This is a genomic window from Pseudomonas sp. FBCC-B545 (assembly GCF_059134095.1).
Genome location: NZ_CP101441.1, coordinates 4,050,658 through 4,069,714, shown reverse-complemented (window position 1 = coordinate 4,069,714; position 19,057 = coordinate 4,050,658). Strand labels below are relative to the sequence as shown.

The window sequence follows — 19,057 nt, the reverse complement described above, 5'->3', positions numbered from 1 at the left end:
CCCCGATGGCGGTCTCAGGGCCGACCAGGATGTTGGATCAGACCGAGTACATATCCATTGCTGCGGTAACGGCCACTTAGGGTTCCGCTCTTACAGCGGCTCACTTTTGGAAGGACCGGAATGCCGGCCCAGCCAAAAGTAAGCAAAAGGTCCTCGCCCCACCACTCGGCACCTCGCCCAGGCTCGGTGTGCCCGTAATCCGCCATGGATTTGGGGGGCCGCCGCCACGCGCCATCCATGGCGCGGGGCGGCTAAACCGGCATCCCTGCCGGTTTACCCCCCAAATCCCTGTCGAATTCCGGCCAGCGTGGTTTAACGGGGCGCCTAAGATCAACAGCAGATCAAGATCAAGAGCGGCTCGCTGCGCATCGTGGTTATTGACGGTCGCTACGTCAGAGTTGTGTAGATACCCATGCTCATCGCGAGCAAGTCGAATCGTCGCACCACCCCTCCCACATTTTTTACTGTGTCAGGCCTGTTCCAGCTGTGCCAGGCGTTCTTCCAATGCTGCAATCCGGGCTTCCAGTTCTTCGATACGTTCCAAGGAGACTGAGCTGCCAGGCCCACGCTCCACCGGAGCACCCCGCGCCGTGAGTATCGCCTCGATATCCGCCGGGTCTCCCAACGCATGGGTATATCGGTCTTCCCGCTGCCCCGCCTGACGCGGCACCAGCAACGCCAACCCCCGCGCTATCAGGCGTTCGAGTTGATGCACGACCTGCTCGGCATCCTCGAAATCATGCATGCGCCCGCTGCGGGTCAGCAGCTCATTGACTGTCTGCGGCCCGCGCAGGAACAACAGCCCGGTCAAGATCACCTGGGCCGGCACCAGTTCCAGGGCCTTGTCCACACGGTGTTCCCAGCGGTCGGCGCGGCTGCCCATCACCAGGCGGGTAAAGCCTTGGCCTTCCAGCGCACGCAGGCTCTGGCCGACCTGACCTTGGCTGAGGTTCATCACCGGTTCGCGGCTGGTCTTCTGGTTGCAGGCCAGCACCAGGGCGTTGAGGGTCAGTGGGTAGGTTTCCGGGTTGGTTGCCTGTTTTTCGATCAGGCAGCCCAGGACGCGGATTTCCGTGCTGTTCAGGCGCGGCTCAGGGGTGTCGGTGTCGTGCTCGGCGGTCATCGCGCTTTCCCTATGCAGTGAAGGTCACCAGCGTAATCCTCAAAAAATAAAAGACAAGCGCCGGGCATGGCTATAATCGCCGCTGGTTCCAACCCTGCCATTACCAGAGACAGCCATGACTATTTCCCTGTACGCCGCTTCTATCCCAGTCTTCAAGCAAATGCTCACCGCCCTGAGCGGTGTGTTGACCAAGGCCGAAGCCCACGCCACCGCCAGGAACATCGAGCCGAACGCCTTGCTGCAAGCCCGTCTGTTCCCTGACATGTTCCAACTGGTGCGCCAGGTGCAAATCGCCGTCGACTTTGCCAAAGGCGTTTCCGCCCGCCTGGCCGAGATCGAAGTACCCAAATATGAAGACAGCGAAGTCACCTTCGCCGACCTGCAAGCGCTGATCGCCAAGGTCCTGGCGTTCGTCGACACCATCAAACCCGAGCAGATCGATGGCAAGGAAGGTATCGAGATCGTCACCCGCCCTGGTACTCCAAAGGAGAAACGCTTCAGCGGCCAGTCCTACCTGTTGACCTACGGCCTGCCGCAGTTCTTCTTCCACGTCACCACCGCTTACGCCTTGCTGCGTCATAACGGTGTGGAAGTGGGCAAGCGCGATTACATGGGCGCTTTTTAAGCCGCCACAAAAAAGCCCGGGAGCGTTCATCCATGAACCGTCCCGGGCTTTTTCATGTCTGCTGTTTAAGCCGGCTGTTCTTCCTTGCCCAAACACGCCGCCGCAGTAAACAGCACATCGGTCGAGGAGTTAAGCGCAGTTTCCGCCGAATCCTGCAGCACACCGATGATGAAACCGACGGCCACTACCTGCATGGCGATTTCACTTGGAATGCCGAACAGGCTGCACGCCAGCGGGATGAGTAGCAGCGAACCACCCGCCACCCCAGACGCACCACATGCACACACCGCGGCAACCACGCTGAGCAGTACGGCGGTCGGCAGGTCCACGGCAATCCCGAGGGTGTGCACGGCCGCCAGGGTCAGTACGGTGATGGTGATCGCGGCACCGGCCATATTGATGGTGGCGCCGAGTGGGATTGATACCGAGTAGGTGTCTTCATGCAGGCCCAGGCGTTTGCTCAGCGCCAGGTTGACCGGAATGTTCGCCGCCGAACTGCGGGTAAAAAATGCGGTGATGCCGCTTTCACGCAGGCACATCAGCACCAGCGGGTAAGGGTTGCGGCGTAGCTTCCAGAACACGATGGCAGGGTTGATCACCAGCGCCACGAATAGCATGCAGCCGATCAGCACCACCAGCAGGTGGGCGTAGCCGAGCAGGGCGCCAAAGCCGGAAGTGGCCAGGGTCGAGGCCACCAGGCCAAAGATGCCCAGCGGGGCGAAGCGGATCACCACACGCACGATCAGGGTCACGCCGTTGGACAGGTCGTCCAATACCGTACGGGTGGTTTCGCCGGCATGGCGAATGGCGATGCCCATGCCGATGGCCCAGGCCAGGATGCCGATGAAGTTGGCGTTCATCAGCGCGCTGATCGGGTTATCCACCACGCTGAGCAGCAGGCTTTGCAACACTTCGCCAATGCCGCCGGGAGCGCTCACTGTGGCGTCATGGGTGGCGAGGACCAGGGAGGAGGGGAACAGGGTGCTGGCCACCACTGCAACCACGGCGGCGGCAAAGGTGCCGAGCAGATACAGAAACAGGATCGGGCGGATATGGGTTTCCTGGCCGTGTTTATGGTTGGCGATCGAGGCCATTACCAGCACAAACACCAGGATCGGCGCGACCGCCTTCAGTGCAGTGACAAACACCTTGCCGATAAAGCCGGTGGCGCGGGCAGCCTCGGGTAATAACAAGGCCAGCACGATCCCGGCGATCAGGCCGATGACGATTTGGGTGACCAGGCTGACGCGCATTAGACGTTGCAACAGGGAAGGGGCAGCAGTCATAAAGAGTTGTCTCTAGTTTTTTTAGTTGGGTACAGCATTGCAAGCAGAAAGTACTGTAGGAAGTAGGCGCGAAGTCTAACATGCTGTACGAAACGTCTTGTTCGCTGCGGCATTCCGTCACCCGCGCCCGTCGAGCTTGGCCAAACCCGGACATATCCTGTTAATATTCACCCCTCTCATCTTTCCTCTCCGTCAGCGGGCCCCCAGGGCTGTCGTTGATGTCGTCGTTTCTGGAGTTTCCATGTTGTTCCCTATCCTGCTGCTGTCGGCTGCCGGTTTTACCGTGCTGACCACAGAATTTGTCATCGTCGGCCTGTTGCCGTCGATTGCCCGGGACCTGAATGTCAGTGTGTCCCAGGCTGGGCTGCTGGTGACGCTGTTTGCATTTACCGTGGCGGCGTTCGGTCCCTTTCTGACCGCGTACTGCGCACGATTCCAGCGCAAGCGCTTGTTTATCAGCATCCTGATCATGTTCGCGGTGGCCAATACCGTGGCGGCATTGGCGCCCAATATCTGGATAATGTCCCTGGCCCGTTTGATTCCTGCCTTGGGGCTGCCGGTGTTCTGGGCCTTGGCCAGCGAAACGGCGGTAGATATCGTCGGCCCGGAGTTCGCCGGGCGTGCGATTGAAAAAATCGGCTTCGGCATCGTCTGCGCCACGGTGTTCGGCATTCCGGTGGGTACGCTGATTTCCGATATGTTCGGCTGGCGCAGTGCGTTCGCCGTGCTCGCGGTGATTGCCCTGGCCAAAGCGTTGCTGCTGTTTATCTACTTGCCGGTTACCCGGGCAAAGAACGAGCAGGTCACCTTGCGCTCACAATTCAAGATCCTGCGCAGCCCGGTGATGCAGGGGCATATCCTGTTATCGATCCTGGTGTTCAGCGGCATGTTCACCGCTTACACCTACCTGGCGGATATCCTTGAGCGCCTGGCCGGGTTCGACGGTACGCTGGTGGGTTGGTGCCTGATGGGCTTTGGCGCAGTCGGGCTGATCGGCAACTCTCTGGGCGGGCGCGCCGTGGATCGTCACCCGTTGATCGCATCCATGGTGTTCTGCGGGTTCATGATCGCGGGCATGGTGGCAGTGGTGCCGGCGATTCATTCGACTATAGGCCTGGCGGCAGCGATGGCGGTGTGGGGCGTAACCCAGGCGGCGATGTTCCTGGTCAGCCATGTGCGGTTGATGAAGGCCGCGCCCCATGCGCCGGCGTTTGCCGCATCGCTGAATATCGCCGGCGCCAACCTCGGCATCGGTCTGGGCGCGATGGTCGGTGGGCATGTCATCGATACCTTGGGCCTGGGCAGCCTGGGGTTTGCCGCTTCGGGCTTCATCCTGGTATCGATCCTGCTGGCGATGTGGCTGATGACGGCCAAGCAATCGGTCGCCCCCAGCGCCTGATGGATCAGGGCAGGGCGGTAAACAACTCCCTTCGGGCACCTTCGGTAATTGCCACGATGCCAGGGTGCTTGACCTTGCGCTCCACCGAAATTGCATAGAACGACTCGGTCACCGCATCGGTCTGACCGATCAGGGCCACGCCGTATTGGCGTACCACTTCGTCGGCGATCACGCTGGGGGCAATAAAGATCCCACTGCCGGATTGTCCGAACGCCTGCATCAGCGCACTGTCGTCGAACTCGCCGATGATGCGGGGCTGAACCTGCTGCTCGGCAAACCAGCGCTGCAAGCGGCTGCGCACCACCGTTTCCGCCCCCGGAATCAATAGCGGTGCGCCCTGTAAACACTGTGGGAAATCACCGCCATATTGGTCAGCCAACGCCTGGGTGGCGAAAAAACTGATACCGCATTCCCCCAGCTTCTGGCTGTAGCCCTTGATGTCCAGATGCGTGGGCATGGGGCTGTCGGAAATCACCAGGTCCAGGCGCTGGATCGCCAGGTCGGCCAATAAACGTTCGAGTTTATCTTCACGGCAGGTGATGCGGATCGGTTCGCTCAGTTCCATGGTCGGTGCGATCAACCGGTAGACAATGGACTTGGGTACCACATCCGCCACCCCGACCCGGAACGGAATCTGTTGTTCATCGGGCTGGGCTCGCAGCATCGCCTCCAGTTCATTGCCGGTCTGGAACATCTGCTCGGCGTAGGGCAGGGCCTGGCGCCCGGCTTCGGTCAGCTCAAGCTGGCGCCCTACACGCTGGAACAGCGCAATGCCGAAGGTGTGTTCCAGCAGGCTGATCTGCCCGCTGATGGTCTGGGGCGTAAGGTTCAACTGCTCACAGGCGCGCACGATGCTGCCGGTCTTGGCTACCACCCAGAAGTAATGCAGCTGTCGATAATTGAGCATGACGGTCTACACTTCGCAAAAATCGAAGTATACGCGAGAAAAATACGAATTTTCCTGAACTGTTTGCCTGCATAGAATGCCTCGCTATCGCGGGGCCACCATTAGGCCCTAATGGTTCTAACGAGGAATACATCATGAAACTCAATTCCCTGGGCGCGGCGTCGTTGCTTGCGCTTTCATTGGTAATGATCAGTGGCTGTGATCAGGTCGAGAAAAGCGCGCAACAGGTGTTGGGCAAAGCCACCGAATCGGCCAAGCAGGCCATCGACGACACCCAGAAGGCCGCCGAACAGGCATTGAGCGAAGCGACCCAGGGCTTGATCAGTCCTGAGAAGCAGGAAAAAGACGCCGAAAACAACGCTGAATCCCACACCCAAGAAACCTAATTTCCCAGCACCACCACGTCAGGACTGACCTATGGATTACCTTTTACAACTGGCCGCCAGCCCCACCGCCTGGGTGGCCCTGGCCACCTTGATCGTCATGGAAATCGTGCTGGGCATCGATAACCTGATCTTCATCTCGATCCTCACCAACAAATTGCCCGAGAAGCATCGGGCCAAGGCGCGACGCATCGGTATCAGCATGGCGTTGATCCTGCGCCTGGGCCTGTTGAGCACCATCGCCTTCATCGTGCAACTGACGGCGCCGGTATTCGAAGTGTTCGGCCAAGCGTTTTCGTGGAAAGACATGATCCTGATCGCCGGTGGCCTGTTCCTGGTCTGGAAGGCAACCACCGAGATCCATCACAGCATGGACCCGGAACCCGAAGAGAAGGCCACCGTCAGCAACGGTGTGACCATCGGCTTTGCCGCGGCCATAGGCCAGATCCTGATGCTCGACCTGGTGTTCTCCATCGACAGCATCATCACCGCCGTGGGGATGACCGAGCACTTGCCGATCATGATCATCGCCGTGGTGGTCTCGGTGATTGTGATGCTGGTGGCGGCCGAACCTTTGGCCAAGTTCATCAATAACAACCCGACGGTGGTGATGCTCGCCCTGGGCTTCCTGATCATGATCGGTATGACGCTGATCGCTGAAGGCTTCGGCGCCCATGTACCTAAAGGCTACGTGTATGCGGCCATGGCGTTCTCGGCGGCGATCGAATGCCTGAACATCGCCCGGCGTAACCGGCACGCACGATTGCTTGCTGCCCGGCAGTAACGCTTGACCTCAAAAGCCAGCCGCGTTCATTAGAGCGCGGTTGGCTTTTGGCTATCTGGTAGAATTCTCCTACACGATAGTAAGAGGTTTTCCATGAGCGATCAGATTCGACTTACGCAGTACAGCCATGGTGCGGGTTGCGGTTGCAAGATCTCGCCCCAGGTGTTGGAAGTGATTCTGGCCGGTAGCGGCGCACAAAACCTCGATCCCAACCTCTGGGTGGGCAACGCCTCACGCGATGATGCGGCGGTATACGCCATCGACGACGAGCGCGGCGTGGTATCCACCACCGATTTTTTCATGCCGATCGTCGACGACCCCTTCGACTTCGGCCGCATCGCCGCCACCAATGCCGTCAGCGACATCTACGCCATGGGCGGCGACCCCTTGATGGCCATCGCCATTCTCGGCTGGCCGGTCAATGTGCTGGCGCCGGAGATTGCCCGCGAAGTAATCCGTGGTGGTCGTGCTGTATGCGACGCTGCGGGCATTCCATTGGCGGGTGGGCATTCGATCGATGCGCCGGAACCGATCTTCGGCCTGGCCGTGACCGGCATCGTGCAAAAACGCCATATGAAGCGTAACGACACCGCCACTGCCGGCTGCCGCCTGTACCTGACCAAACCCTTGGGCATCGGCATCCTCACCACCGCCGAAAAGAAGGGCAAGTTGCGCGAGGCCGATATCGGCCTGGCCCGTGACTGGATGTGCACCCTCAACAAACCCGGCAGCCGCTTTGGCAAGTTGGCGGGTGTGATGGCCATGACCGATGTCACCGGTTTCGGCCTGCTTGGTCACTTGGTGGAAATGGCCGACGGCAGCGGCCTGACGGCCCGCATTGAATATGCAAAGGTCCCACGCTTGCCTGGGGTTGAGTACTACCTGGACCAAGGCTGCGTACCCGGTGGTACCTTGCGCAACTTCGACAGCTACGCCAGCAAGCTCGGCCGTGTGCAGGAGTTGCACAAGCGCGTGCTGTGCGACCCGCAGACCAGCGGTGGCCTGCTGATCGCTGTCACTCCAGAAGGCGACGCCGAGTTCCACGCGGTGGCCGCCGAGCTCGGCCTGGCCCTTGAGCCTATCGGCGAATTGTTTGAGCGACAGAGCAACGCGGTAGAGGTGGTTTGATGGCGGCTGACATCACCGATTACCGCGACATCTTCCTCAACGACCGGCCGATGATGGATACCCGCGCACCGGTCGAGTTCAACAAGGGTGCCTTCCCAGGGGTGCTTAACCTGCCGCTGATGAACGATGATGAGCGTCAGCGGGTCGGCACCTGTTACAAGCAGCAGGGCCAGCAAGCGGCGATTGTATTGGGGCATGAGCTGGTGTCCGGGGCGACTAAGGCCAAGCGCATCGAGCAGTGGGCGCACTTTGCCCAGGCTAATCCCGGCGGCTACCTGTACTGCTTCCGTGGCGGGCTGCGTTCGCAGATCGTGCAGCAATGGTTGAAAACCGAAGCAGGCATTGACTATCCCCGCGTGGGTGGTGGCTACAAGGCCATGCGTGCTTTTCTGCTGGAGACCCTGGAGCAGGCGACCAGCCAGTGTGATTTCGTGCTGCTTGGCGGCATGACCGGCACTGGCAAAACCGAAGTGCTTGGCCAACTGCGCAACGCCCTGGACCTGGAAGGCCATGCCAATCATCGTGGTTCCAGCTTCGGCAAGCGCGCCACGTCGCAACCGTCGAATATCGACTTTGAGAACCGCCTGGCGGTGGACTTGTTGAAGAAACGTGCACGCGGCATCGAGCAGTTTGTGGTCGAGGATGAGAGCCGCATGATCGGCAGTTGCGCCTTGCCCTTGCCGTTGCACAAGAGCATGCAGACATTTTCGATGGTGTGGCTGGAAGACAGCGTCGAGGGCCGCGTCGAGCGCATCCTGGGTGATTACGTGGTGAACCTTTGCGCCGAGTTCATCGAGATGTTTGGTGAAACCGGCCAGGCGTTATTCGCCGAGCGCCTGACCCAGAGCCTGGCCAATATCCACAAGCGTCTGGGCGGTGAGCGTTTCCAACGGTTACAGGCCGTCTTGCAGGACGCTCTGGCGGAGCAGGCGCGAACTGGCGCCGTGGATCTGCACCGGGTGTGGATTGAAGGATTGCTGCGCGAATACTACGACCCGATGTACGCGTTCCAGCGTGAAAAGAAAGGCGCACGGATCGAGTTCGTCGGCGAGCAGGCAGCAGTGGTGGAGTATTTGCGTGAGCGCAGCGTACGACGAGGTTGATAAGTGAATTTCAAGGGCCTCTTCGCGAGCAAGCCCGCTCCCACATGTTGATTGGTGAACACGGTCAAAATGTGGGAGGGGCGGTGCGACGATTCGACTTGCCCCCGATGGCGGCCTGACAGCCGACCAGAATGTTGGATCAGACCGAGTACATATCCGTTATTTGGGCAACGGCCACTATTGGTTCCGCTTTTACAGCGGGTCACTTTGAAAAGCGCAAAGTAACCAAACGCTCTTGCCCCACCACTCGGCACCTCGCCCAGGCTCGGTGTGCCCGTAATCCGACATTGATTTGGGGGGCCGCCGCCACGCGCCATCCATGGCGCGGGGCGGCTAAACCGGCATCCCTGCCGGTTTACCCCCCAAATCCCTGTCGAATTCCGGCCAGCGTGGTTTAACGGGGCGCCTAAGATCAAGATCAGAAGCAGATCAAGATCAAGATCAAAAGCGGCTCGCTTCGCATCGTGGTTACTGACGGTCGCTACGTCAGAGTTGTGTAGATACCCATGCCCCAACAGGGCCCTCAGCCTTAGCGCATCCCTAAAGAATCACCGCCCCAATCAACCCGCACAACACCCCCACCAGCATGGTCAACCCGGCCACCGTCACCAGCACCCGCGCATCGAAATCCTTGCGCAGCATCAACAGCGACGGCAGGCTCACGCTTGGCAGGGTCATCAGCAAGGCCACGGCCGGGCCGGTGCCCATGCCCAGGGTCATCATGGTTTGTACGATGGGAATCTCTGCCGCCGTAGGAATCACGAACAGTGTGCCGACAATCGCCAGCGGCACCAGCCATACCAGGCTGTCGGTCATCGCCCCGTCCACGTGGGGGAACAGCCACACCCGTGCCGCGCCGAGGATCAGCACCGCCAGGATGTACACCGGGATGGTGCTCCAGAACAACTGCCATAGGGTGCGCAGCCAGCGCACCAGGAACGGTTGCGATTCCACGGTACTGACTTCGGCGACGGCTTCCAGTGCCGCCTCCGGTACCTGCTCCGGGCGCGCAATACGTTGCGCCACCAGGGACACTCCCACCACCAGCACAACCCCCGCCACCAGCCGCAGCGCAGTGAAGTCCCAGCCCAATACGAAGCCCATGAACACCAGGGTGGCCGGGTTCAACACCGGGTTGGCAATCCAGAATGCCAGCGCCGCGCCGACCGACACTTGCTGGCGCCGCATGCCTGCCGCGACCGGAGCCGCGCAGCAACTGCACATCATCCCCGGCAGGGCGAACAGCCCGCCGCGCAGGGTCGAGCCCAGGCCGGCACGACCGAACAGGCGCAGCAGCCAATCGCGAGGGATCAGCACCTGCAGCAACGAACCGAGGATCACTGCCAGCACCGCGGCTTTCCAGATCGCCAGGAAATACACCTGGGCATAGGCCAGCGCCGCCGCCAGGGGCGAGCTTTGCTGGTCATTGAGAATCGAGGCACCGATGCTGTGGTTGTCGGCTGCTACAAACGCCTTGAGGTAGTAGGGCGACCATTTCACGTAGTAGAGGCCGATGCAGGCCACCAGGAGAAACAGCGCTGGTTTCCACCAGAACGACCAGCCCCGGCGGGGCTGGGTGGAAGCGAGGTTGGACATGGAGAGAATCCGCAGGTGAGTCAATAGCCGGGCATCATACGCCCCTGCGGCCCAAGCTTCAGATATCTGCACTGACCTGGGTCGGATCCGGACAGCTTTCCTCGCCGTTGTTCAACCCCTGCTTATAGTTGCGGCTGAGCAGCGAGGCCTTACCGTTGTGCCAGGTCAGTGTCAGGACGTAGAGCGAGTCATAGTCATTGCCGGACCAGTCTTCGGTGATGGTGTGCTTTTCGCCGACGGCTTCGCTGGCGACCTTGTTGATCAGTTCCGGCAGGTAGCCGTGGGACCAGGCGGTGTAGATCGTCGCGTTGTGATACTTGTCTTCAACCAGTTCGTCGGCGAGGGCGCTGGTGTCATTTGCCGAAAACTTGATATTCACCGGCAGGCCGAGCTTGATGGCGCTGGGGCTGATGGTCATCAGCGGACGAATGTAGCTGTAGGAATTATCCAGCTCGCCTTCCTCGACATTGCGCGTCGGGTTGGCCGCAAACACGTAGTTGGCCTTGCCGAATTTTTCCGGCAGCACCGTGGCCAGGTTCATGGCGCGGTTCAGGCCCTGGCAATTGAGCTGGCCCAGACCGCCGGCCGGTTTTTCGCCGTGGCGCAGGAATACCAGGGTTTGCACGCCGTCCACGGGTTGCGCACGGCTTTCACGGGCATCGAGGACGGTGACGATGGCCGCGCTGACCAGTAGCAGCGGTAACATCATGTATGAATAACGTTTGAGTCGTTGCACGAGGCGCAGAGGCTTGATCTTCATTATAGGTTCGAGTCTTCATGCGTCGGATTAAGGCGGACAAGCCCGGCCCCAGCGACGCTTCGAGCGTCCTGCGGTGTTCCCTGTCGATATAGCAAGGTGCCTCCATTCACCCTTCGGGCGCACTTAAGAGTGCATTCAGGCGCTTTGGTTCGCCACTCGGGATACTAACCGGGGAATGTTGCGCAACGATGACCCATGCACGACAACGGGGGGATGACTATCATGAGGCTTTTCCGTCCAGGGATTCTTCAATGAATGCACTTGCCGCTTTCCCGATCAACAGTAAATGGCCCGCCCAGCATCCGGAACGTTTGCAGCTGTATTCGTTACCCACGCCCAACGGCGTCAAGGTGTCGATCATGCTCGAAGAACTGGGCCTGCCCTATGAGACGCACAAGGTCAGTTTCGACACCCATGACCAGCTGTCCCCCGAGTTCCTGTCCCTGAACCCCAACAACAAGATCCCCGCGATCATTGACCCCAATGGCCCGGGTGGGCAGCCGCTGGCGTTGTTCGAGTCCGGCGCGATCCTGATCTACCTGGCGGAAAAAACCAGCCAGTTGCTCTCCGAAGACCCGGCCACCCGTTATGAAACCCTGCAATGGCTGATGTTCCAGATGGCCGGGATCGGCCCGATGTTTGGCCAGCTAGGCTTCTTCAACAAGTTCGCCGGCAAGGCTTATGAAGACAAGCGCCCGCGGGACCGTTACGCCGCCGAATCCCGGCGCTTGCTGCAAGTATTGGAAAAACGCCTGTTGGGCCGCACCTGGATCATGGGTGACGACTACAGCATCGCCGACATCGCCACCTTCCCCTGGATCCGCAACCTGATCGGCTTTTATGAGTCCGGCGACCTGGTGGGCATCGCTGATTTCCCTAACGTACTGCGCGCGTTGGACGGCTTCGTCGCACGTCCAGCGGTGATCCGTGGCCTGAACATTCCGAGCTGACGCATGCCGACTTTCGATTTCAAACAACTGGACGTCTTCAGCGAAGTGCCTCTCAAGGGCAACCCGCTGGCCGTGGTGCTCGGCGCCGACAGCCTTACCGACAAGCAAATGGCCGACTTCGCCAATTGGACCAACCTCAGCGAAACCACGTTTTTACTGACGCCTCGCGATCCGCGGGCCGATTACCGGGTAAGAATCTTCACCACCCTCAAGGAGCTGCCATTCGCCGGGCATCCCACGTTGGGCAGTTGCCACGCGTGGCTGCAAGCCGGCGGCGTGCCGCATGGGGATGAAATCATCCAGGAATGTGAAATCGGCTTGGTGCGTATCCGCCGCCAAGGTAACGAGCTGGCATTTATCGCGCCGCCGTTGTTGCGTGCCGGGCCATTGGATGCGCCGTTGCTGGAGCGTGTGCGCCTGGCCTTGGGCCTGGCGCCCGAGGCCATTGTGCGCAGCCAGTGGGTCGACAATGGTGCCGGTTGGCTGGCGGTGATGTTGGATGATCGTGATGCGGTGCTGGGCCTGCAGCCGGATTATTCACAATTGCAGGGGCTGGCCGTGGGGGTGATCGCCCCCTGTGACCCGGCACGTGACGCAATAGACGCACACTTTGAAGTGCGTGCCTTTGTCGCCGGCGACGGCGCCCCTGAAGACCCGGCCACTGGCAGCCTGAATGCCGGTGTGGCGCAATGGCTGCTGGCCGAGGGCCTGGCGCCCAACCGCTACGTGGTCAGCCAAGGCACGGCCATGGGGCGGGCGGGGCGTATTCACATCGAGCGCCAGGGTGATGAAGTCTGGGTAGGTGGCGCCGTGGCAGTGTGCATCGAAGGGCGACTACAGCTCTAGATCAATGAATTGTTACGTGCCTGGCAATACACTATTGGTCCCTTGGCATTTGTGTTGCCGGGACTTGGGGGCATAAGCTTTGGCCCCAAAGATTTCAGCCATTTTTTCAGGAAAGCCATGACCAGTCAGTTCCCCCAAGCCCGCCCACGCCGCCTGCGCCGTTCCCCGGAGCTGCGTGGCTTGTTCCAGGAAAGCGAATTCACCCTTAACGATTTGGTGTTGCCGATTTTCGTCGAAGAAGAAATCGACGACTTCGTGCCGATCACCAGCATGCCGGGTGTGCTGCGTATCCCTGAGAAGAAACTGGCCGGCGAGATCGAGCGTTACGCCCGTGCCGGCATCAAGTCGGTGATGACCTTCGGCGTGTCCCACCATCTGGACGCCAGCGGCAGCGACACCTGGAAAGAACAGGGCCTGGTTTCGCGGATGTCCTCGATCATCAAGGACGCGGTGCCGGAAATGATCGTGATGTCCGACACCTGCTTCTGCGAATACACCGACCATGGCCACTGCGGCGTGATGCACGGCGCTCATGTGGACAATGACGCGACCCTTGTCAACCTCGGCAAACAAGCCGTGGCCGCTGCCCGTGCCGGTGCTGATGTGATTGCCCCATCGGCCGCCATGGACGGCCAGGTCCAGGCCATCCGTCGCGCCCTGGATGAAGCCGGTTTCACTCATATCCCGATCATGGCCTACTCCACCAAATTCGCCTCGGCCCTCTACGGCCCATTCCGCGAAGCCGGTGGCAGCGCGCTCAAGGGGGACCGCAAGAGCTACCAGATGAACCCGATGAACCGCCGCGAAGCCGTGCGCGAATCGCTGCTCGACGAACAGGAAGGCGCCGACGCACTGATGGTCAAGCCAGCCGGCGCCTACCTCGACATCATCCGCGACATCCGCGAGGCTTCACGCCTGCCAGTGGCGGCGTATCAGGTGAGCGGTGAGTACGCGATGATAAAATTTGGCGCACAGGCCGGGGCGATTGATGAGGACCGGGTGGTGCGCGAGACCTTGGGGTCGATCAAGCGGGCGGGGGCGGATTTGATTTTTACTTACTTCGCTATGGACTTGGCGTTGGCGGGGATCTAACGGCGCCGTTTATCCCCTGTGGTGAGTGGGTTTGCTTTTCACAGGGGCGAGCTTGCGCAGATACACTTCGTTAGACGCTATCAAGCGATCAACGAAGTGGTGGTTTTTTGAAGTTCTGTATTAATCGATTCTTGAGCGAGCAGCAGCAGCTCGCTTAGTGTACTAATTGATTGTGCGGTAAGTTTTAAAGTGGGACAGTCCCATTCATAGTCTTTAATAACCTTTATTTGAAAATGCCCTTTTGCATCGAATGAAGGATACCAACCTACATCAATAAGAAAGCCGTCTGGATATTCAACCTGAAGCATGTCCTCCTTTAGGTTGTGGGCTTGGTGCTCAATCCCGGAATTCTGCAGTATCGATAGCTCATCGTAAGTGATTTTGCCTTTCAGGAAATCTAACGAGATCATTTAGTTAACCTCCGAAATTCTCTTTCTGAAATAGGGTGGCCGTGAATGGTTTTTGCACTCAATTCTATGCGTATCCAGCGACTGGATGCTCCTTCGCTGGCCCCAATGCTCTCAGAGTACTCCATCACTTTCCAAGGTTTTCCATTAGTAGTCGCTCTGCCATTTTTATAGGCTTCTCTTTCCAGATTTTCAATATTTATACTCGGTTTGTACTTTGCCGGGCCGGACTTTGTTGTTGCCAAAATATCTTTCCAAGGCATTTTCTTAGACGGGCTGTGCTTATAACCATGAGCGGTCCACTGAATTTCCTCAGGAGCAGGCAGCGTCGGCTGGCTGTCTTTGGTTTTTGCACTGGTTGTAGGATCTTCGACGCCTTCAGCGGGACCGCATTCACCAGGGCATCTACTCAGGCCAAGTGGATCAATCCAGCCAGTAGGATTGGGCACGTACTGGTACCCATTGATCCCACCGGCCAACTTCACCGGATCCGGCGTCAGGTAGCGACCAATATCCGGATTGTAGTAGCGATGGCGGTTGTAGTGCAGCCCGCTTTCCTGATCGAAATACTGCCCTTGGAAACGCAGTGGATTGTCGATCTTGCCTACGTCGAGTCGGGCGATCTGGCCGTAGGCGCGGTAGTGGGCGGACCAGACGATTTCGCCTTCGTGCGTGGTGAGTTCCTGCGGTGTGCCGAGGTGGTCGAGTTGGTAGTGGTAGGGCGTTGTGGCTTGTGGCCCGAAGCCTTCCAGTAGCGCCAGTGGACGAAAGCTGTTCGGTTCGTAGATGTAGCTGCGATGACAATCCGCATGGTGCTCGGCAATCAGCTTGTCGCCTTGCCAGAAAAACTCGGTGGTCTTGCCATCTACGGTCTTGCTGATGCGCCGCCCAAACGGGTCATAGCGGTAACTGGCGGTTTCGCCGTTGGGCTTCGTCACGCTGATCAGCCGGTGCTGGCAGTCGTAGCGATATTCAGTGACGAGCTGATGACCCTTGCCGCGTCGTTCGCGGATCAGGTTGCCGAAGGCGTCGTAGTCGTAGTGGCGGTCGCCCTGGATCACCAGGCGATTCGCCGCGACGATGTCCGGCCCTGGGCGGTCTTGCATGAGCAGGTTGCCGGCCGGGTTGTGGGCGAAGCGTTCCTGGACGTCCTGCGAATGGTCGGCGCGGGTCAGGCGGGCGAGGGGGTCGTAGTGGTAGCGGTGTTCGCCTTTGCGGGTGTCGAGCAGGCGGGTGAGGTTGCCGGATTTGTCGTAGTCGTATTGGCGCTGGTAGCGGTGGTTTTGGTGTTGGGTGATGGCGTGGGCGTGCAGGCGGTGCTGGTCGTCGTAGTGGTAGTGGCTGAGCAGCTGGCCTTGTTGGCGTTGGTGTTCACGACCGGCACGGAAGAGGTGTGAGGTGAGCACTTCGCCGTTGAGCTCGACGGTGGCGAGGTGACCGCCTTTGTCGTGGTTGAAGGTGAGGCGGTTATTGTCCGGCAGGCGCAGGTTTTGTAGCTGGCCGCAGGCGTCGTAGCCGTAGCGCAAGGTGCCCCAGCCTTGGTGCTCGGCGACGAGGCGGTTTTGCTGGTCGTATTCGTAGGCCAGGGCCCAGTGGCCGTCTTCGACGCTGAGGAGGTTGCCTTGGCGGTCGTAGGCATAATCGACCACGCTGCCATCGGGCAGAGCTTTTCGGACAAGACGCCCGGCGTGGTCGCGCTCGTAGCGGGTAATGAGCTGACTGCCGTCGTCGCCGTATTCGGTCTTTTCCTGCAGGTTGCCGTTGAGGTCGTAGGCGTAGGCGGTGCGCTGGCCGTCGAAGCCGGTTTCCTGCTGGAGCAGGCCGTTGGGGTGATAGGTGAGCTGGTAGGTTTCGCCGACTTCGTTTTCGATTTCGGTGAGCAGTAAGCGAACGTTGTCGTAGCGATACTTGACCTGGGTGCCGTCGGCGTTGAGGCGGCGGCTGATCAGGTGTAGGCCGCCTTCGTATTCGTAGCGGGTGACGTGGCCGAGTTCATCGCGCTCGGCGATGATTTTGCCGTAGGGGTTGTAGCTCAATTCCCGTCAAGCGCCGCCGGGCTGGGTCAGTTTCAGCAGACGTCCTACGGCGTCCCATTCGTAACGGGTCAGCGCCCCGTATTCATCCTCACGGGCAACCTGCCGCCCTAAATCGTCATAGCGATAACGCTTGATCCCGCCATTGGGCAATTGCTCCTCAAGCAACTGTCCACGCTCGTTCCACACCAGCCGATGACAACTGTGATCGGGGTACCAAACTCCGGTTAACTGTCCGCGTTTGTTGTAGCTATAGTCCGTGACCTGCCCGTCAGGATCAGTTCTGCGCGTAACATCGCCCTGGTCATTACGCTCATATTTCCAGACCGCCTCGCCACGCCTGACAACCCGTACGAAACCATTGTCATGCTCGTAGGACGTCGGCTCGTCATCTCCCGGAAACGACGCTACCAAGCGTCCGGCTTCGTCGTACTGATAGGCCGTCACCGCGCCCAGCGGATCTTGCTCGACGGTCAGTCGACCCTTGTCATCGTAGGATTTGAAATGCTGGGCGCCGTCCGGATCGATGCGCTGCACCAGGCGTGCACGCTGATCGTGGACATACACTTCCTGGCTACCATCAGCGTTATGCACGGTGACACGGCCGTCATCCGCCCAGGCATACCGCGTGTCCATCTGCGAAAAACTCGCCCAATGCCGGACGCAGCGTGCCGCCTTGCCGGAGCCTTCCCACGCCCAAAAGAAACTCGCCCCACCGGCCAACTGCCGCTCGACAATGACGTGCTGCTCGTCGTACCGATAACGCTCGCTTTCCCCTACGGCATTGGTCGCGCAAACCAGTCGTCCGTCTTCGTCATAGGCGTAGGAAACAACGTTCTGCTCGGTCTCCCAGACGTAGGGCTTACGGTCTTTTGCTCGATGAACCTGGTAGTCCACCGCGACGATGCGATCCAGCTCATAGCGCAGCAACAGCGAACGGCCACCACCGTTATCCAACCGCTCAATCCGCCCGGAACGATCACGCACAATGCGCAGGCGGTTGTCATACGCATCGCTGATCGCCGTCAGCACCCCGTCACGAAAGTGATAAAACCGTGACGCCTGGGCCAGCACCAGTTCATCGGGAACCGAGCCCAGGTAGATCGCCGCTTCGGCCAGGCTATTGGTGATCGCGGGTCGAGAGTCGGTGGGCAACGGAAACTGCGTACGGCGGTTTTCATGGTCCGTCCACACCACCGAGCCGTCCGACACAGCAAGCCGATGCGCCAGCGCATGACTCCAGCCAAACCCCAACCCACAATCCACTTCCACCGCACTGGTGCGATAAAGCCGCGTCCACTCAAACGGCAAGATCCCATCCAGCGTGCCATCGGTGAGGGTCAGCAACTCTTCCCCGGTGACCATCGACACCGGGCAGCCGTTAGTAACCGTCTTGTCCGCAGGTGCCGTCGCATCACCCTTCGGATTCGACGCCATGGCCGGCGCATCATCCACAGCCTCCTGCCGCACCAGCACCGTCTGCCGGGTCTTGCTGCGTACCGCCGGCACCGGATTCGCAACCAACTGCTCGCCAGCCTTCAACGGTACAGCCGGCACCACCTTGACCGGCGTCGCCGCACTGCTCAGCAACAACGGCTTAGCCGCCTCCACATGCGGCCCCAAACCCGGCCCCACAAGCTGCTTGGCCAGCATCTCCAACAACGCCCGCGCTCGCCCGGACCTGATAGGGCTGAGCACCTGAGCCCCCAACCGCGCCGCCACGCCCATCGCCCCCAAGACGCGAATCAGCAGCAACCCGATCAGTACCTCACCGGTGATTTCGCCCCACAGCTCACTCATGTCCGGCGGCGGCAACATGCGCATCCAGCTGACCATCGCCGCCACGTAGATAAACAACAGTGGCTCATCACTGAGCACCAGCAGGCCCTGGGCAATCGCGTCTGTACCCAGCGTCAACAGCTCATCCAATTGCGCTTGAGACAGGTATTGCAGCAGCTTCTCGCTGTTGGGCTTGAGATCGGCCAACAGGTCGTACAGCTGGGTAACGTTGTCCCACAGGCTGTAAAGCGCCTTGCCCATACCACTGAGAAACGCCGTTTCCAGCAACTGACGTCGGTCAAGCGGTGTCGCGTCCGTGTAGCCCTTCCACTGCGCCTGGAACCTGCTGTCCCACGTTTCACGCAGACGCACTTCCAGCCCGCCGATGACTGACTGATAAGACGCATACAGCGCCTTGACGTGATCGCGGGAAACGTTGGGGTAAAAACTGACCCGATATTGCTGGTTGCGATCACACTCGGTGATCTCGAGAATGCCGCTCGGGCCGATGGTCTTGTGGATGGGGTCGCCCAGTGCGCCGCCGTTTGGATCAACGCGTTGCAACATCACCGGCGTGTTGCCGACAGGTACGAACCGGGTGCTCTGGAACATATGCACCAGGGTCAACGTCCCGCTGGCCGGGCATGTGGCGACGGTGCTGCTGGGAAGCAGGGAACGGTTGATCGGTGCAACGAGCGCCACTTCATCCCCGACCTTGAACACCTGCTCCACATCCAGCGCCGAGAAGCTCCAGAAACTCTCGGCCCAGGCGTCAAACGTATTCAGGCAATCGCGAAAATCGCGCAGAACCCCCTCAGCGTTGGGCGTCTGCACATCCATCGGGGTCAGGGCCAGC

Annotated in this window: 15 protein-coding genes and 1 pseudogene; 9 read left to right on the top strand and 7 right to left on the bottom strand. The window is 59.9% G+C overall.

Annotated features, from left to right (window positions below; genetic code table 11):
• Positions 1-469: 469 nt before the first annotated feature.
• Complete coding sequence (locus NMB39_RS18620; RefSeq protein ID WP_494340275.1) at positions 470-1,123, bottom strand: YceH family protein; 654 nt, start codon at positions 1,121-1,123, stop codon at positions 470-472.
• 115 nt (positions 1,124-1,238) lie between these two features.
• On the opposite strand from NMB39_RS18620, the gene NMB39_RS18615 reads away from it, so the two are divergent.
• Entirely contained in the window at positions 1,239-1,748 is a 510-nt protein-coding gene (locus tag NMB39_RS18615) for a DUF1993 domain-containing protein (protein WP_046071961.1), read from the top strand.
• Positions 1,749-1,813: 65 nt separating this feature from the next.
• Here the strand turns inward: NMB39_RS18615 and sstT are convergent, their stop codons facing one another.
• Positions 1,814-3,034, bottom strand: a complete 1,221-nt coding sequence (gene sstT / locus NMB39_RS18610; protein ID WP_043051751.1) for a serine/threonine transporter SstT — start codon at positions 3,032-3,034, stop codon at positions 1,814-1,816.
• A 241-nt stretch (positions 3,035-3,275) separates the two neighbouring features.
• Between sstT and NMB39_RS18605 the strand changes: the two genes are divergently transcribed.
• The gene (locus NMB39_RS18605; protein ID WP_057024202.1) at positions 3,276-4,433 is read left to right on the top strand and encodes an MFS transporter; all 1,158 of its coding nucleotides are present in this window, start codon (positions 3,276-3,278) and stop codon (positions 4,431-4,433) included.
• 4 nt (positions 4,434-4,437) lie between these two features.
• Here the strand turns inward: NMB39_RS18605 and nhaR are convergent, their stop codons facing one another.
• The gene (nhaR, locus tag NMB39_RS18600) at positions 4,438-5,340 is read right to left on the bottom strand and encodes a transcriptional activator NhaR (protein WP_046071964.1); all 903 of its coding nucleotides are present in this window, start codon (positions 5,338-5,340) and stop codon (positions 4,438-4,440) included.
• Between the two features lie 134 nt (positions 5,341-5,474).
• On the opposite strand from nhaR, the gene NMB39_RS18595 reads away from it, so the two are divergent.
• From NMB39_RS18595 to mnmH, 4 genes are all read left to right on the top strand, one after another.
• Positions 5,475-5,726 (top strand): hypothetical protein, encoded by a 252-nt coding sequence (locus NMB39_RS18595; protein WP_057024201.1) that lies wholly within the window; start codon positions 5,475-5,477, stop codon positions 5,724-5,726.
• Between the two features lie 31 nt (positions 5,727-5,757).
• The gene (locus NMB39_RS18590; protein WP_034119028.1) at positions 5,758-6,507 is read left to right on the top strand and encodes a TerC family protein; all 750 of its coding nucleotides are present in this window, start codon (positions 5,758-5,760) and stop codon (positions 6,505-6,507) included.
• Between the two features lie 93 nt (positions 6,508-6,600).
• The gene (gene selD, locus NMB39_RS18585) at positions 6,601-7,635 is read left to right on the top strand and encodes a selenide, water dikinase SelD (RefSeq protein ID WP_494340276.1); all 1,035 of its coding nucleotides are present in this window, start codon (positions 6,601-6,603) and stop codon (positions 7,633-7,635) included.
• Positions 7,635-8,738 carry a tRNA 2-selenouridine(34) synthase MnmH gene (mnmH, locus tag NMB39_RS18580; RefSeq protein WP_494340277.1) on the top strand — a complete coding sequence of 368 codons (1,104 nt, stop codon included), beginning with the start codon at positions 7,635-7,637 and terminating at the stop codon, positions 8,736-8,738. Before selD ends, mnmH begins: the two co-directional genes overlap by 1 nt.
• Before the next feature lie 540 nt (positions 8,739-9,278).
• Here the strand turns inward: mnmH and NMB39_RS18575 are convergent.
• Both NMB39_RS18575 and NMB39_RS18570 read right to left on the bottom strand, forming a co-directional pair.
• The gene (locus NMB39_RS18575; RefSeq protein WP_494340278.1) at positions 9,279-10,334 is read right to left on the bottom strand and encodes a permease; all 1,056 of its coding nucleotides are present in this window, start codon (positions 10,332-10,334) and stop codon (positions 9,279-9,281) included.
• Between the two features lie 58 nt (positions 10,335-10,392).
• Entirely contained in the window at positions 10,393-11,094 is a 702-nt protein-coding gene (locus tag NMB39_RS18570; RefSeq protein ID WP_046071969.1) for a hypothetical protein, read from the bottom strand.
• A 251-nt stretch (positions 11,095-11,345) separates the two neighbouring features.
• On the opposite strand from NMB39_RS18570, the gene NMB39_RS18565 reads away from it, so the two are divergent.
• The 3 genes from NMB39_RS18565 to hemB all read left to right on the top strand — a co-directional run bounded on the left by NMB39_RS18565 (position 11,346) and on the right by hemB (position 13,982).
• A complete protein-coding gene (locus tag NMB39_RS18565; protein ID WP_306957572.1) occupies positions 11,346-12,044 on the top strand; it encodes a glutathione S-transferase N-terminal domain-containing protein in 699 nt (232 codons plus the stop codon).
• Between the two features lie 3 nt (positions 12,045-12,047).
• On the top strand, positions 12,048-12,890 hold the full coding sequence (locus tag NMB39_RS18560; RefSeq protein ID WP_494340279.1) for a PhzF family phenazine biosynthesis protein: 843 nt from the start codon (positions 12,048-12,050) through the stop codon (positions 12,888-12,890).
• A gap of 117 nt (positions 12,891-13,007) precedes the next feature.
• The gene (gene hemB, locus NMB39_RS18555) at positions 13,008-13,982 is read left to right on the top strand and encodes a porphobilinogen synthase (protein WP_057024194.1); all 975 of its coding nucleotides are present in this window, start codon (positions 13,008-13,010) and stop codon (positions 13,980-13,982) included.
• A gap of 80 nt (positions 13,983-14,062) precedes the next feature.
• Here hemB and NMB39_RS18550 read toward each other — a convergent pair whose 3' ends face one another.
• Positions 14,063-14,392 carry a hypothetical protein gene (locus NMB39_RS18550; protein WP_494340280.1) on the bottom strand — a complete coding sequence of 110 codons (330 nt, stop codon included), beginning with the start codon at positions 14,390-14,392 and terminating at the stop codon, positions 14,063-14,065.
• A pseudogene (locus NMB39_RS18545) lies at positions 14,389-19,041 on the bottom strand (RHS repeat-associated core domain-containing protein). Before NMB39_RS18545 ends, NMB39_RS18550 begins: the two are co-directional and overlap by 4 nt.
• Positions 19,042-19,057: the final 16 nt, after the last annotated feature.

Coding starts and splice junctions, on each gene's coding strand:
- NMB39_RS18620 (WP_494340275.1), bottom strand. CDS start 1,123: ATGACCGCCGAGCACGACACCGACACCCCTGAGCCGCGCCTGAACAGC.
- hemB (WP_057024194.1), top strand. CDS start 13,008: ATGACCAGTCAGTTCCCCCAAGCCCGCCCACGCCGCCTGCGCCGTTCC.
- NMB39_RS18615 (WP_046071961.1), top strand. CDS start 1,239: ATGACTATTTCCCTGTACGCCGCTTCTATCCCAGTCTTCAAGCAAATG.
- nhaR (WP_046071964.1), bottom strand. CDS start 5,340: ATGCTCAATTATCGACAGCTGCATTACTTCTGGGTGGTAGCCAAGACC.
- NMB39_RS18590 (WP_034119028.1), top strand. CDS start 5,758: ATGGATTACCTTTTACAACTGGCCGCCAGCCCCACCGCCTGGGTGGCC.
- mnmH (WP_494340277.1), top strand. CDS start 7,635: ATGGCGGCTGACATCACCGATTACCGCGACATCTTCCTCAACGACCGG.
- sstT (WP_043051751.1), bottom strand. CDS start 3,034: ATGACTGCTGCCCCTTCCCTGTTGCAACGTCTAATGCGCGTCAGCCTG.
- NMB39_RS18560 (WP_494340279.1), top strand. CDS start 12,048: ATGCCGACTTTCGATTTCAAACAACTGGACGTCTTCAGCGAAGTGCCT.
- NMB39_RS18595 (WP_057024201.1), top strand. CDS start 5,475: ATGAAACTCAATTCCCTGGGCGCGGCGTCGTTGCTTGCGCTTTCATTG.
- NMB39_RS18605 (WP_057024202.1), top strand. CDS start 3,276: ATGTTGTTCCCTATCCTGCTGCTGTCGGCTGCCGGTTTTACCGTGCTG.
- NMB39_RS18575 (WP_494340278.1), bottom strand. CDS start 10,334: ATGTCCAACCTCGCTTCCACCCAGCCCCGCCGGGGCTGGTCGTTCTGG.
- NMB39_RS18550 (WP_494340280.1), bottom strand. CDS start 14,392: ATGATCTCGTTAGATTTCCTGAAAGGCAAAATCACTTACGATGAGCTA.
- selD (WP_494340276.1), top strand. CDS start 6,601: ATGAGCGATCAGATTCGACTTACGCAGTACAGCCATGGTGCGGGTTGC.
- NMB39_RS18565 (WP_306957572.1), top strand. CDS start 11,346: ATGAATGCACTTGCCGCTTTCCCGATCAACAGTAAATGGCCCGCCCAG.
- NMB39_RS18570 (WP_046071969.1), bottom strand. CDS start 11,094: ATGAAGATCAAGCCTCTGCGCCTCGTGCAACGACTCAAACGTTATTCA.